Consider the following 14,553-nt stretch of genomic DNA (forward strand, 5'->3'; position numbering starts at 1 on the left):
CACGGCGTGGCCGAACGCCTGGTCATCGAGGAGCTCGACCTCCAAGAGGAGTTCTTCGCGCGCGGCTGGACCGACGGGCTGCCGATCGTCGCCCCCACGCCAGATCGCGTGCAGGCGATGCTCGATCTCGTGCTCGCCGACGACCCCGACACGCTGATCGGCTTCCTGCCCGCCCGTGGCCGCGGCGTGACGCTCGAGAAGGCCGCGATCAACGCCGTGATGGCCGGGTGCAAGGCCGAGTGCTTCCCGGTCGTGGTCGCCGCGCTGGAGGCGATGTTCGACGACGCCTTCAACCTCCACACCGTGCTCACGAGCACCGGCGGCGCGGCGCTGTGCGCGATCGTCAGCGGGCCGATCGCGGAGGAGATCGGCATGAACGCGCGCCACAACGTCCTCGGCCAGGGCAACCGCGCGAACGCCACGATCGGGCGGGCGCTGCGGCTGGTGGCGATGAACGTGCTCGACTCCAAGCCCGGCGAGTCCGACGCCTCGTCGTTCGGACATCCCGGCAAGTTCACGCTCTGCTTCGCCGAGGACCCGCCGCCGGAGCCGTGGGAACCGCTCCGTATGGAACTCGGCTATTTCCGCGAGGACACGACGGTCACCGTGGTGCCCGTCGAAGGCCCGCACCAGCTCGCCCAGCAGCTGACCGACTCGGCCGGCGACGTGCTGCGCTCCTTCGCGACCTCGATCCGCCACCCCGCGTGGTTCTCCACCGGCAAGGGCGGCCACGGCGCGCTCGTGCTCGGCCCGGAGCACGCGGGATTCTGCGTCCGCGAAGGGTGGTCACGGGCGCGCGTGCGCGAGTACGTCTTCGAGCACGCGCGGATCGAGGCCGACGCGCTGACCGCCGCCGGCGTGCACCTCGAGACCGGTGCCCAGCACGACATGACCGTCGCCGCCGACGGCAAGATCGACACCCTGCGCTCCCCCGACGACGTGCTGCTCGTCACCGCCGGGGGCGAGGGCGCGGGCTGGTCGGCCTGGCTGCCCGCGTGGGCGCCGACGATCCACGCCTACCGCGCCACGCGCCGCGTCCGTCCCGCCGGCGAACCACTCCCCGAATGCGGACCGGACGGCTGCATCGTCCCCTGGATGCGATGAAGATCGAAGTCCTCCGCCCCGATCTCCCCGCGCCCGCGGTGGCGACGGTGTCGCTCGCGCCGCGTGTGCCGCTGCCGGAGCGTCCGGTGATCGGCGTGATCTCCAACGGCAAGCCGCTGGCGAAGGAGCTGCTGGACGCGCTCGTGGCCGAGCTGGCGGAGCGGCTGGGTCGGACCGTCGACGTCGAGGAGCTCAAGAAGCCGAGCGCGGCGTACGTGATCAGCGCCGAGGAGGCCGATGTCATGGCGGTGCGTGCGCACGTCGTGATCTCCGGCCTCGGTGACTGAGGCGCCTGCTCGTCGTGCAGTTTGCATGACGCGGTGATGATCGAGGAGCGCGGGACCCCGGCGACGGTGCTGATCACCGAGCCGTTCCAGACGGTGATCGCGTCGATGGCGGCGAAGCTCGGCGCCCCGGGCTACCACTCCCTGACGGTCCCCCACCCGATCTGGGGCAAGGACGAGGAGGAGCTGCGCGCGCTCGCGCGGTCCGTCGTCGACCGGGCGCTGGCACAGCTCGTTAAATGACGAAGGCCCCGCCGGGGAGAGCGGGGCCTTCGGAATTCAAGCCGGGTCGTTGGCGAGCGCGGTCACCACTGCGTGGTCAGGGCGGTGGTGGGGAGAGACGGCAACTCGCGGACGACGGGGAGGAGATACGCGTGGGGAGCGGAGGAGGAGATCCTTGGCGTAGTGGCTTGAACGGTCATTGTCTTCGGGTCTCTGGGGGTTCCGTGCGACAAGCGGAACTCTCTCACTCCGGACCCCCTCGGCATGTGTGGGAGGCTGGCGTCTGCGGCCTACGGGCACCGCCCGCCCGTAGTGCGGCCAGCCGTACCCCGCGTCGCCGCGCGGCGCGGGGCGTCGCCGCGCGGGGCGGGGCGGCGCGGCGCGGGGCGGGGCGGCGCGGGGCGGCGCGGCGCGGGGCGGCGCGGGGCGGGGCGGCGCGGGGCGGCGCGGCGGGGTGCGGGGCGGCGCGGCGCGGCGGGGCGCGGGGCGGCGCGGCGCGGCGCGACAAGGCGCCCGCGCGGCCGGAGCCGCGCGGGCGCGGGGCGGTCAGTGGACGCGCAGCGTGACCGGGGCGCCGAGGCGGCCGTCGGGCGAGAGCGAGCGGACCGTGATCGTGCCGCGGGTGGCGTTGGCGAACTTCGCGCGGGCGCCGCGGACGGTCAGGCGGCGGCCGTCGGCGAGCACGGCGCGGACCTCGGCCGTCTTCGCGCCCTTCCAGGTGACCACGAGCGAGGAGCCGGAGCGCTTGGCGCGCAGGGAGCGGACCTTCGCCGGCTTCTTCAGACCCGGGGCGCGGTAGTGGGCGACGACGACGCGGTCGCGCAGCGCGCCGTCCTGCTCGACGAGGGCGACGATGTCACGGCGCTCGGCGCGGCCGGCGGCCGGGGTGAACTTCAGCGTGCCGTGCGTGCCGCGGGCGACGCCGATCTCACCGGCGGCGGACGGGCCGCGCTCGATGAAGCGCACGACCTGGCCGGGACGGGTCTTCACCTTGTAGGTGAGCTTGTTGCCGCGCACGCTCGCTTTCACCGACGGCTTCTCCAGGCCCTGGGCCGAAGCGACCTTCGCGATCGGCACGGAGCCCGGGAGCGTCTCGACGCGCCACGTGCCGGCCTCCGGCTTGCCCAGCGCGACCTGGGTCAGGTTCTCGTTCGGGACCTGCATGAGGAAGGAGCCCTTGGCGCCGACCGGCTTGACGTCGGCGGGCGTCTCGATGCGCTTGCCGCTCGGGGAGATGAACGCGACCTTCGGCACGCCGCCGCGGCCGGTGACGGCGATCACGGCGCCCGGCAGACCGCCGGGGATGCGCACGCTCTGGCCGGTGGCGGCCGAGGCCGACGCGGTCAGGTTCTCGCGGTACGGGCCGAGGTCGCAGCCGGACCAGTAGAGCTTGGCCGACTTGCCCCAGGCGGCGCCGAAGCCGGGATGCCAGTCGCCGACCCAGGTGTCGATCGTCAGGCAGACGGCGACGCCCTTGCTCGAGAGCAGGCCCTCGGCGCCGAGGCAGTAGTCGATGAAGTCCAGGCACGCCTTCATGTAGGCCTCGCCGTTGAACTTCTTGCCGAGGAACTCGAGCGAGGAGTAGCCGCGCAGCGCCGCGACGCCGTCCCAGCCCCAGTTGAACTTCGAGCGCATGCCGACGTAGCCGTTGCCGTGGACCTCGAGCTCGGCGTCGGACATCGTCCAGCCGACGAGCTTGACCTTGCCGTAGGCGCGCATGACGCTCGGGCGGTCGTTGAACATCGTCATGCCGAGGCCGCCCTCGACCGAGAGCGCGGGCTTGCCGACCAGGGTCGGGCCGGCGGTGAGCGCGATGTCACCGCACAGCGCGGAGATCGGCTTGCCGTGGTCGACGACGATCGGCGGGACGTTGAACGTCTGGCCCGTGACGTCCTTGAGCAGCTTGTTGACGTTGACGGTCTCCTTGCCGATCTTCGGCACGCACTTGGAGACCGTCGGGTTGAGCTCCAGGGCGAAGGAGAGGCGCTGAAGCGCGATCGGGCCGTAGTGCGGGCCGTTGGCACCGAAGGTGGTGTTGGCGTACAGCGAGGCGAACGAGCCGTTCTTGATGCCGAGGCCGCCGCTGACATCGAGCGGCACCGGCTGCGGGAGCCGCACGCGGGCGTCGACGTTCCAGCTCGAGTTGCCGTCGTATCGGACGTTGAGCTCGCTGAGGCTGAGGCCGGGGAGCCAGCCGTGGGCGATCTTGAAGTTGAAGCCGTTGTCGGCGCCGGAGCCGATGTTGATCTTGACCGGCGTGGTGGGCGTCCCGCCGCCGAGCTTCTCCGGCAGCGCGAAGTAGAACGCGAACTGCGACTTGCCGCCGGTCAGCAGCTGCGGCGCGATCGGCATGCCGGTGATCTTCATGCCGCCCAGCGAGGGCGCCGACGACTTGAAGCCGACCAGCTTGTCGCCCGTGACCGTCCAGTCGAGCTTGCCGGTCGACGTCGTCAGCGACGTCCCCTTGATGGTGACCTTGACCTTCGCGCTGTCGGCGGTGATCTTCGTGGCGCCGCGGGTGTCGATGGCGATGATCGCCCCGTTCTGCGGGCCGACGAAGATGCCGTTGAGCGCCATCGGCCACTTCGTCGTGTACGTCGAGCCCTTCTGCTCGAAGCACATCGAGGTCGCGACGAGCTTGCCGACGGTGACGCTGGTCTTGCACGGCGCCGGGGTGGGCGTCGCCACCGCGGTCGGCACCGGCACGACGACGGTCGGCTCAGGCGACGGCGTGGCCGTGGGCGTGGCCGTCGCCGTCGGCGTCGGCGTCGGCGTGACCTGGGTGGGTGGGGACGGTGTCACGTGAATCGACTCCACGGCCTGCCGGACGATCGGTACAGCGCCCGGCCACGACGCCTTCACGACCACACGATGATCGCCCTCGGTCGTGAACCGGTGCACGACGGACTTGCCGGCGGCGTCGGGATGACCGTCGGCGTCGAAGTCCCACGTGACATCGTTGGACGTGGTCGTCGCCGTCAGGGTGACGTCGTCGAGGACGGTCGGCGCCGTCGGCGCCCAGCCGAGGCCGACGGTGTACTGCTGCTGTTGTTGCGCGGAGGCGGAGGCAGGGGCCAGCGCGACGACCGCCAGGGTGGCGAGCGCCGCACGCAGGGGGAGCGGCATGAAGTTGGGGTCTCCTTCGTGGGCGTGAGGAAGCGAGCGGAAGCCTCCCAGCGCGGACGTTCGCGCTTGGTGCGGCACCCTGGCGGATCGGCGTCGGCGCCCCGTCGGGCGTGGTGCGGTTTCCCACACCGTTCCCACCAAGCTGGAGGTTCTTGACGCGAGCACGCAGGTGGGTGATCGTCGCGCGATGCCAGAACCGCAGACGCTCGCCGAGAGCCTCGAGCAATACGAAGACGCCGTCCCGGAGGAGGAGCGTCTGGACGCGTTGCACCGGCTCTTCTACGGCTTCTACGGCCGCGTGGCGATCATCGACCGCACGACGCACGAGCTCGCGCGCTGGGCGCGCGACGACCTCGCGTTCATCGACAATCTGACGGCACCGATGGCCGAGGCGCTGCGCGACAACGCGTTGCACGTCGGCCAGGATCTGTTCGGAGCGCGGATGCGGGCGATGAGCGCGCTCAAGCTCGTCTCCGCTCGGATGGCCGAGCTGCGCGAGCCGGGCACGAACCCCGCGTTCACGCAGCGCTGGGCGCTGGCGTTCGACGAGCCGTCAGGACAGATCCGCGCGTACGACCTGTCGCAGCCCGGCGAGCATCCCGACCTGCCGTACGACCCGTTCAGCTACGACCCGGCCGCCGAGTGAGGGCGACGAGGTAACGGCACGCGCGGCGCCCGGGGTTGACGAAGACGCAGTCAGCCGGGGCGCCGAGCTGCAGGCAGTCGCCCTTCGCGAGCTCGTGGGCCGTCGCGCCCTCGACGAAGCGCAGCGTGCCCTCCAGCACCCAGAGCTGCTGGTGGGTGAAGACGTAGGCATCCGCCGGGTAGGCGACCTGCGCACCCGGCGGCAACGTCACCTCCACGAGCTCGAGCGCTCCACCCGCGGCGGGTGACACCGCGCGGCGCGTGTAGCCCGTGTCGGGGTCCGTCCACAGCGGCTGGTCGGCCGCGCGTGCGAGCCGGGACTCGGCGTGCTCGGCACGGGCGATCAGCTCGCTCAGCGTCAGGCCCAGCGCGCCCGAGAGCCGGCCGAGGAGCGCGGCGGTGGGCTGCGCCTCGGCGCGCTCGATCTTCGCGATCATCGCCCGCGAGACGCCGGACCGCTCGGCCAGCGCACTGGTCGAGAGCCCTTGGGCCTCGCGCGCCGCCAGCACCGCCGCCGCCAGCGCCTCGTCCGTCATCATAGTGGACACGGTGCGTACGATAGTCACATGTTGATCCGCTCCGCAACCCAGGCTGACGCCGACGCGTGCGCCGCGATCTACGCGCCGTACGTCACCGACACCGCGATCACCTTCGAGACCGAGGTACCGAGCGCCGACGAGATGGCCGGGCGGATCGCGACCGCCATCGCCTGGATCGTCGTCGAGGACGAGGGCCGCGTCACGGGCTACGCCTACGCGGGCCGCTTCCACCCGCGCGCGGCGTACCGCTGGGCGTGCGAGGTCAGCGTCTACCTGGAACCCGGCCGGCGCCGCACCGGCGCCGGCCGAGCTCTGTATGACGTCCTGCTCCGCGACCTCGCCGACCGGGGCTACCGGTCGGCGATCGCGGGGATGACACTGCCCAACCCCGCCAGCGAAGGCCTCCATCGGGCCCTCGGCTTCGAGCCGGTCGGCACCTACCGCAGCATCGGCTACAAGCTCGGTGCCTGGCACGACGTCCACTGGGCCCAGCGGGTCCTCGCCCAAGGCGAGGACCCACCGGCGGACCCCGGTTAGGGAGTTGTCGTGGACAGCGTGAACGTCAACGTCTTGCCGTAGTTGCCGGCACGCAGCGTCTCGTTGGCGTCGACGACCTGCTTGAACGCGACCGTGACCGCGTCCGAGCTGACCGAGCGAGGCCAGGAGAGCAACGTGACCGGGTTCGACCCGACGGGCGCGAACGCGGTGCTCGGGTTGGCCGTGTTGCTGGCCTTCACCTGGATCGGCGAGGCCAGGGCGTACGTGCCGTTGATGAGCTTGCCCGGGTTGGTCGGGTCGGGATCGGCGACCGTCAGCGCCGCGTCACCCGCGGTGCTGGTGACGACCGCGGGCACGGAGGCCGTGTACTCGCCCGCCACGCCCGGTGTCAGCGCGCCCAGCTTCGCCGGGCCACCCAGCGACAGCGCCAGCACGAGCGGCACGTCCGCGCCGACGGACTGGCCGACCTCGACCTTGCGCTGCTCGACCACGATCGTGAACGACTTGGTGTCGGTTCCGCCCTTGCCGTCGGACACCGTCACCTTCGCCGTGAACGTGCCGGGCGTCGTGTAGGTGTGCGTCGGGTTCTGGATGGTCGACGTGCCGTTGTCGCCGAAGTCCCACGCGTACGTGAGCGGGTTGTTGTCGGCGTCCGTCGCGCTCGCGGTGAACTTGATCGCGTCGCCCGCGCCGATCGTGCCCTGCGGGTCACGGGAGGCGGTGAGGACGGGTGCGGCGTTCGGGTCCACGCCGCAGTCGGCGTCGACGACCTGGCCGGCCGCCGTGTCCATGCCACCGAGCAGATGCTTCAGGAACGTCGCATCCGTGTAGGTGGCCTCGGTGTGGCCGAGGGCGGTGTAGAACATCCGGCCGCCGTCGTAGCGCTTGCACCAGGCGATCGGGTGGTCGTCATCCACGCCGTCCGTACCATCGGACTCCGTGTAGGTCGACTCGTCCATCGTCAACAGCACGTGGATCGGGGTCTGCGTGCGGGGACTGACATCGTCGCCGCCGCCGTTGACCACCGGGTTGTCGATCTTCTGGAAGTTGTACCACTCGTCGACGCGCGTCCAGCGAGCCGGGATGTCCTTCGTGGAGGCCTTGTTCGGGTCCTCGACGACGACCGTGGCGGTCGGCGTGCCGTTCGGGTGGTTGCGGAAGTACGCGCCCGTCAGGCGGCCGTACCACGGCCAGGTGTACTCGGTGTCGGTCGCCGAGTGGATGCCTGCGTAGCCCTTGCCGGAGCGGATGAAGCGCTCGAACGCGGCCTGCTGGTCGTCGCTGAGCACGTCACCCGTGGTCGAGTTGAACACCACCAGGTCGTAGCGGCCGAGGAACGCGTCGTTGAAGCGCGTCGCGTCCTCGGTCCAGTCGACCGTGAAGTTGTTCTCGCGGCCCAGCTTCGCGATCGCCACTTCGGCCTCGTCGATCGCCGAATGGCGGAACGCGGCCGTCTTGGAGAAGACGAGGACGTGGTACCGGGCGCTCGGGTCGAGCGTGGCCGGGAACACGTTGATGCCGCCGCCGTTCGGAGCGGACGCGAGCGTGCGTGTCGTCACGCCGCCGAGGCCGTCGCTGACGCGCAGGACCGGCGCGGCCGAGGCCGTGTAGGTCCTGGTCGCCGTGGCGCCCTGGGTCTCGAACGTGCCGTCGCCGTCGAGGTCCCACTCGTAGGTGACCGCCTGCCCGTCGGGGTCGGTGGCCGTCGCCGAGAAGGACACGTTGAGCGGAGCGAAGCCCTCGTTGGGGGTGGCTGTCGCGGCCGAGATCGTCGGCGCGCGGTTGGCCTGGACGACGACGCTCAGCGTCGCGGTGCCCGTGCCGCCCTTGCCGTCGCTCACGGTGACGACGACGTTGAACGTCGCGGCGGTGGCGAACGTGTGGGTCACGCTCGCGCCCGTGCCGGCCGCCGTCGAGTCGCCGAAGTTCCACGAGTAGGTGAGCGTGTCACCGTCGACATCGGCGCCCGTCGCCGTGAAGGTGATCGGGATGCCGACGCGCGTGTTGCCCGTCGGATTGCGCGTGGCGGTGACCGTCGGGTTGGAGTTGGCGCCTGCGACGTTCACCGTCACGGTGGCGTTGCCGGTGCCGCCCTTGCCGTCTGACACCGTCACCTTGGCCGTGTAGTTGCCGGCGTTCGGGTAGGTGTGCTTCGGGTTCTGCTCCGTGGAGGCCGCCGACGAGTCGCCGAAGTCCCACGAGTAGGTCAGGGTGTCGCCGTCGGCGTCCGCGCCGGTCGCCGTGAACGAGACCTCCGTGCCGGGCGCGACCGTGCCGGTCGGCGTCCGCGCCGCGGTCACCGTCGGGTTGCGGTTGCCCTGCGTGACGGTGACATTGACCGTCTGGGTGGCGCTGCCGCCCTTGCCGTCGGTGACCGTCACCTTGGCCGCGTACGTGCCGGGCGTCGCGTAGGTCTTCGTCGGGTTCTGCTGGTTGCTCGTCGTCGAGTCGCCGAAGTCCCACGCGTAGGAGAGCGTGTCGCCGTCGGCGTCGGTCGCGGCGGCGGCGAAGTTGATCGCCGTGTTGGTGTCCACGTTGCCGCTCGGCGTGCGCGTCGCGGACGTGATCACCGGGTTGGCGTTCGGGGCGTTCGTGCAGCCCGGGATCGCCGGGGCATTGGTGCCCTCGACCTGCCACCAGTCGAAGACCGCGTTGACGGTCGTCGTGGCGGCGTTGGACAGCGCGAAGAAGCCGATCCGGGGGTTCGCCGGCAGCGCCGTCGAGGACTGGCCGGCCTGCGTCCAGGTGGTCCCGTCGGCCGAGTACTGGCCGATCAGCGTCGTGCCGTCATAGACGATCCGCAGCCACATGTTCGGGTCCTGCGCGGCCGGCAGGTTGGTCGTGTGGTCGGCGCTCTGGTTGCGGGCGGTCGCGGCGACCTCCTGGATGAACTCGACGAACTCCGTCTTGGTCGTCGCCCCCGCCGTGTTGGTCGAGGTGCGGTCGAGCTTGATGTAGTTGTCGTCGTCGCCGTAGACGATGAGGCCGCCCTGCTGATACTGGGCGGTGCCCTTGTGGTTGAGCTTGGTGGTGATCGTCCACGCGCCGGAGGGCGCCGGACGCGTCACGATGTTCTTGGCCGTGTTGGTCGTCTGGTAGAGATCGCCGGCCTGGGTCGGGATCGTCACCGCGCCGTTGGAGACAGTCAGGGTGGCATCGCGGCGGAGCACGCTCCACGCGGCGCCGAGCTCGTTCCCGTTGAAGTCGTCGCGGTAGACGCCCGGCGTGCAGGTCGCGCCGTAGACGGTCGTCAGGACCGTCGCCGAGGCGCTGCCGCCCTTGCCGTCGGAGACCGTGACCTTGACGCTGTACGCGCCCGCCGTCGCGAACGTGTGCGAGACGGTCGCGCCCGTGCCGGTCTGGCCGTCGCCGAAGTCCCACGCGTACGTGAGCGGGTCGCTGTCGGCGTCGGCGCCGACCGCCGTGTAGGCGAAGCTGGTGTTGACGTTGCCGTCGCCGCTCGGCGTGCGCGAGGCGGTGACCGTCGGGGCGGTGTTGGCGGCGGTCACCGTGACCGGGACGGTCGCCTCGCCGGTGCCACCCTTGCCGTCGGACACCGTCACCTTCGCGGTGAACGAGCCGGCCGCGGCGTACGTGTGCGACGGGTTCTGCGTCGTCGACGTCGCCGTCGAGTCGCCGAAGTCCCACGTGTACGTCAGCGTGTCACCGTCGGCGTCGGTGCCGGTCGCGGTGAACGCGACGGCGGTGCCGGTCGGGACGCTGCCCGTGGGCGTGCGCGCGGCCGTGACCGTGGGCGCGCGGTTGGGCTGGGTGATCGTGACGCTGTTGGTCGCCGTGCCCGTGCCGCCCTTGCCGTCGGACACCGTGACCTTGACCGAGTAGGTGCCGGCCGAATCGAAGGTGTGGTTGGGGTTCTGCTGGGTGGAGGTCTGGCTGTCCCCGAAGTCCCAGGCGTAGGTGAGCGGGTCGCCGTCGGCGTCCGCGCCCGTCGCGGTGAACGCGATCGAGGTGCCGCGCGGGACGTCGCCGGAGGGTGTGCGCCCGATCGTGACGGTCGGGTTGGTGTTCGACGCCGCGGCGACGATGACACTGCCGAGCATGTTGGGATGCACGTTGCAGTAGAAGTTGTAGGTCCCGGCGGCGGCGAACGTGCACTCACCGGCCCAGCCGGGCGGCTCGCCGAACGCCGGCAGTGGCGGCGCCGCCATGATCGGGATGCCCGGGGAGGCCACGGTCTGCGTGCAGCTCGCCGGCTGCGGGCCGGGTTGGTTGAAGACCACGTTGTGGGCGCTGTTGCCCGTGGGATAGCTGAACGTGACCTTCTCGCCCGGCGAGATCGTCACGCTGTTCTTCTGCGGGTTGGACTGCGACGCGTCCATGAACAACGAGCCGAAGTTCTCGTCGTCGGCCGCCTTGATCGCGCCCGGTGCCGCCGATGCGACGGCGGGCACCACGAGCGCCAACAGCGCGAGGCCGCTCGCCAGCCATGGCCCGCGCCTCCTCTTCAGTCCCAACACGGGAACCTCCTCCTCAGTCCCAACACGACATGACCCTCCATCAAAGATCTCGATATGGACGCGCCGGGGCGGCCCTGCGGCCGCCCCGGCGTCAACGGCTGTGCTCTACGGCGTGACCGTCGCGAGCGTGAACGTGAGCGTCTTGCTGTACCGCCCTGCCCTCAGGGCATCCGTGGCGCTGACGTGCTGCTTGAAGTCCAGCGCGACCGCGGCGTCGTTGAGCGCGCGCGGATAGCTGAGGAGCAGCGTCGGGCTCGCACTCGAACCGACGTTGGCGAACGTGCCGCCGCCGGTGCCGATCGTGCTGGTCGCCTTGACCTGGAGCCGAGACGTCAACGCGTAGTCGCCGTTGGTCAGGAACCCGGTGGCGGTGGCCGACGCGTCGGCGACCGTCAGGGTCGCATCACCGCTGGTGGCGATCGCGCGAGCGGTCGTCGAGGCGGTGTAGTCCTTGTCGACCGCCGGGGTGAACGCGCCGAACGTGGCCGGAGACCCGAGCGTCAGCGACATCACGAGCGGAACGCTCGCGCTGACATCCTGGGACGAGTTGGTGAACAGCGGCTGCGGCACGTCGGCCGCGACCACGGTCTTCGAAGCGGAGTCGCCGTCCGCGTAGTTGACCGTCAGCGTCGCCGTCTTGGACCCGGCGGTGTCATAGGTATGCGACACCGTCGCGTTCTGCGTCGTCACCTTCGGTGAGCCGTCGCCGAAGTCCCACGTGTAGGAGACGCCGCCGGACTTGCCGATGTTGAACTGCACGACGCTGCTCGTGGTGGGCACGATCGCCTTCGGGTCGGGACCCGGGGTGTCCGGGCCGCCGGTGTAGGCGAAGCGCCAGATGCCCATGTTGCTGTTGGTGAAGACGTAGTAGCCGCCGCCATAGGAGCCGACGTAGAGCGCACCGTCGGACCCGAAGTCCATGAACACGGGGCGCGCACCGCCGATCAGCTGGGTGGTGACGATGCCGTACAGCGAGTCGACCGCCACCGGCTGGCCGCCCTTGAACTGCGTCGCCGGGTCCATCAGGAGGGCGTGACGCGTCGCGTTGGTGTTCGCGAAGTCGATCATGAACCAGCGCCCGTCCCAGTAGGAGGGCCAGGCGTCAGGCTTGTCACCCGCCGGCTTGCGGTAGATGCCACCGTCGATCGGGGCCTGGCTCCCGCCGATGATCCACGGGCAGGCGCGGAACGTGTCCGGGGCCGGCGTCGTGTTCAGCGGCGAGTAGAGGCCGATGCCGTTGGCGTTCTTGTTGTAGCCGTAGCAGCCGCCCTGCGGGCCGTACCAGATGTTCACCGGCTTGGGCGCGGGGATCGTCGTCAGGCCGGTGTTGTACGGCGAGTCGTTGAGGACGTCGCCGCGGCAGTCGAAGTAGCCGCCGGTCTGGCCGTCGGCGCCGCCGCCGACCGTACCGGGCGTGCCCAGCGGGGCCGGGTTGCCGCCGTTCAGGCTCGCCGTCTTCGCGCGGTAGCTCCAGCGGTTGCCGCCCTGGCAGAAGGGCCAGCCCCAGTTGCCCGAGGAGTTCATCATCGTCGCGTTCTCGGTCTTGGCCGGGCCCCACTGGCCGTTCTCGGAGCCCTGGTCGGGACCGATCCACGCCGTGGTGATCGCGTCGGTCTTCTTGTCGATGTGGATCGTGTAGTTCGACCGCACGCCCATCGCGAAGATCTCCGGCTTGGCCTTGCCGTCCTTGACGGGCTGGCTGTCCGGAGCGAACAGGTTCGGCCCGTTGGGCGCCGAGGCGTCCGGGATCGTGTACGTCGAGCCGATGCCCGGCGTGTCACCCGGGTTCGCGAGCGGCTTGATCCGGATGATCTTGCCCTCGTAGACGTTCGTGTTGCCCGAGGTGCCGCGCGCGTCGCCGTAGGAGATCAGTGGGCCGGTGTCCGGGGGCCGCTGGTCGGCCGGGACGTCACCGCAGTGCGTGGTGGCAGCAGCCCCGGGGCAGGGCAGCGTGAAGTGCCCGTCCGGGTTGACGTAGCCGCCGTTGTTGTTGTTGGACTGGTTGTTGGCGCCGTTGGCCGACGTGCCGTTGGGCGTCGAGTCGCCGTTGGTGACGTAGAGGTTGCCCTTGGAGTCGAAGGCCATGCCCGCGCCGTTGTGGCAGCAGCTGTAGACCTGCGACATGTACGAGAAGATCACCTTCTCCGAACCGGGGACGAGTGTCTTGGTCGCATCGTCGTAGGTGAAGCGGCTGATCCGCTTCTCGCCCATGTACGTGCGGCGGTCGAAGCCCTTGCCGAGCTTCGGGTTGGTGTCCTTGCCCTGCTCGCCGCCGAAGTACGGGTAGTACTGGATGTAGATGTAGGGACGGCCCTTGGTGAAGTCGGGGTCGAGGACCATGCCGACCATGCCGGCCTCGGAGACCGACGTCTGCCCGTACTCGGCCCCGTTGCCCTTGGCGCCGAACACCGACAGGCTCGCGACCATCGTGATCTTCGCCGGGTTCTGGCTGTTCGGCCCGTCGACGCGGGGGTCCCAGACGTGGATCGTGCCGCAGCCGAGGCCGACGTTGGGCTGATCCCAGTCGGCGACCTGTGCCTGGGTGGCGCTGCAGATCGCGCGACCGCCGTAGAACACGCGGCCGTCGTCGGCCAGGGCCGACTTCGTCATCTCGCCGTAGTACTGGTTGCCCTGGGCATTGGTCTGGATCGGCGTCAGCCGCGTCGCGGAGTAGTTGGAGTTAATCCCGGCCTTGCAGCCGCCGCGGACCATGCCGGCCGCCCACTGGATGGCGCCGAGCAGGTGCTTCTTGATGTCGGCGGTCGCGAGGCTGGCGGCCGAGCTGCCGAGCTCGGTGTAGAACGAGCGGCCCTGCTGGATGTCGCGGCACCAGGAGGCCGGGCGCTCGAGCTGCGGCTGAATCGTCGCGGTCCCGCCGGTGAAGCGGCTGACGGCGTCGTTCGGGACCGACGTGCCGTCCGGCAGCGCGTTGCCGCGGACGCGGGCGACCGTGTGCACGGTGCCGGTCGGGTTCGTCGCCCACGTGTACCAGGTCTCGGTCTGCGCCTTGTCGAGCAGCGGCAGCGCGCGCGTCGACGGGTGCACGCGGTCGAGGAACTCGACGTCGGCGGCGCTCGAGGTGCCCGTGCCGGTGATGCGCGTGCCGGTCAGGCCGGTCAGCGTGTTGAAGAAGGCCGCGCCGCCCTGTTCGAGCAGCGCGGTCTCCCCCATACCGACGAAGCCGCCGCCGTTCTGGACGTAATCCTGCAGGGCGGTCTCGCCGGCCGCGTCGAGTGCGTCGCCCGAGGAGTGAACGAACACGACGGCGCGGTACTTGGCCAGGTTGGCGGCGTTGATGTCCGCCTTGTCGGCAGTGTTGTCGACGCTGAAGTCGTTGGCGGCACCGAGCGCCTTGATCGTGGTGACCGTGTCGGCGCTGGCCGCGTTGGGTGTCCCACCGGTGCCGGTGAAGACCAGGACCTTCCCCGCGTCCGCGAGCGCGGGCGCTGTACTCAGCGCGAAGACGGCGAGCAGAGCGCCCAAGAACACGCAAACGGACCGCATCATGCGGCCCGGTGGCGTCTCCGTCGTTGTCTGAGCATGCGGCGGCCGTGCCGCCAAGGACAGCTGCATCCGTTCCCTCCTCCGAAGTACGCGACGGTCCGCCCTGAGCCCCTGGAATCCCTCTCTGACCAACCCGGCTCGGACGGCCTTAGT

Annotated in this window: 8 protein-coding genes; 4 read left to right on the plus strand and 4 right to left on the minus strand. The window is 70.6% G+C overall.

All coding sequences use genetic code 11. The annotated features are described in order from the left end of the window. Window positions 1-6: 6 nt before the first annotated feature. Together G569_RS48820 and G569_RS66670 are read left to right on the plus strand one after the other, a co-directional pair. Window positions 7-1,104 (plus strand): hypothetical protein, encoded by a 1,098-nt coding sequence (locus G569_RS48820; RefSeq protein ID WP_053226427.1) that lies wholly within the window; start codon window positions 7-9, stop codon window positions 1,102-1,104. Next, entirely contained in the window at window positions 1,101-1,631 is a 531-nt protein-coding gene (locus G569_RS66670) for a UGSC family (seleno)protein (RefSeq protein ID WP_442800906.1), read from the plus strand. The genes G569_RS48820 and G569_RS66670 overlap by 4 nt, the downstream gene beginning before the upstream one ends. 525 nt (window positions 1,632-2,156) lie before the next feature. Here the strand turns inward: G569_RS66670 and G569_RS0115565 are convergent. Beyond that, window positions 2,157-4,736, minus strand: a complete 2,580-nt coding sequence (locus G569_RS0115565) for a PKD domain-containing protein (RefSeq protein ID WP_028064076.1) — start codon at window positions 4,734-4,736, stop codon at window positions 2,157-2,159. Between the two features lie 187 nt (window positions 4,737-4,923). Between G569_RS0115565 and G569_RS0115570 the strand changes: the two genes are divergently transcribed. Beyond that, window positions 4,924-5,382, plus strand: coding sequence for a hypothetical protein (locus tag G569_RS0115570; RefSeq protein ID WP_028064077.1), 459 nt, complete (start codon window positions 4,924-4,926; stop codon window positions 5,380-5,382). Here the strand turns inward: G569_RS0115570 and G569_RS0115575 are convergent. Then, window positions 5,357-5,920, minus strand: coding sequence for a helix-turn-helix domain-containing protein (locus G569_RS0115575; RefSeq protein WP_245602497.1), 564 nt, complete (start codon window positions 5,918-5,920; stop codon window positions 5,357-5,359). The two genes, G569_RS0115570 and G569_RS0115575, sit on opposite strands and share 26 nt — an antisense overlap. A gap of 27 nt (window positions 5,921-5,947) precedes the next feature. On the opposite strand from G569_RS0115575, the gene G569_RS0115580 reads away from it, so the two are divergent. Further along, window positions 5,948-6,457 (plus strand): GNAT family N-acetyltransferase, encoded by a 510-nt coding sequence (locus G569_RS0115580; RefSeq protein WP_037496928.1) that lies wholly within the window; start codon window positions 5,948-5,950, stop codon window positions 6,455-6,457. Here the strand turns inward: G569_RS0115580 and G569_RS58090 are convergent. Together G569_RS58090 and G569_RS0115590 are read right to left on the minus strand one after the other, a co-directional pair. Then, window positions 6,454-10,896, minus strand: a complete 4,443-nt coding sequence (locus tag G569_RS58090; RefSeq protein ID WP_157592071.1) for a PKD domain-containing protein — start codon at window positions 10,894-10,896, stop codon at window positions 6,454-6,456. The genes G569_RS0115580 and G569_RS58090 overlap by 4 nt on opposite strands. Before the next feature lie 105 nt (window positions 10,897-11,001). Beyond that, window positions 11,002-14,385, minus strand: a complete 3,384-nt coding sequence (locus G569_RS0115590; protein WP_028064080.1) for a ThuA domain-containing protein — start codon at window positions 14,383-14,385, stop codon at window positions 11,002-11,004. Window positions 14,386-14,553 lie beyond the last annotated feature (168 nt).

Source organism: Solirubrobacter soli DSM 22325, from assembly GCF_000423665.1.
GTDB lineage: Bacteria > Actinomycetota > Thermoleophilia > Solirubrobacterales > Solirubrobacteraceae > Solirubrobacter > Solirubrobacter soli.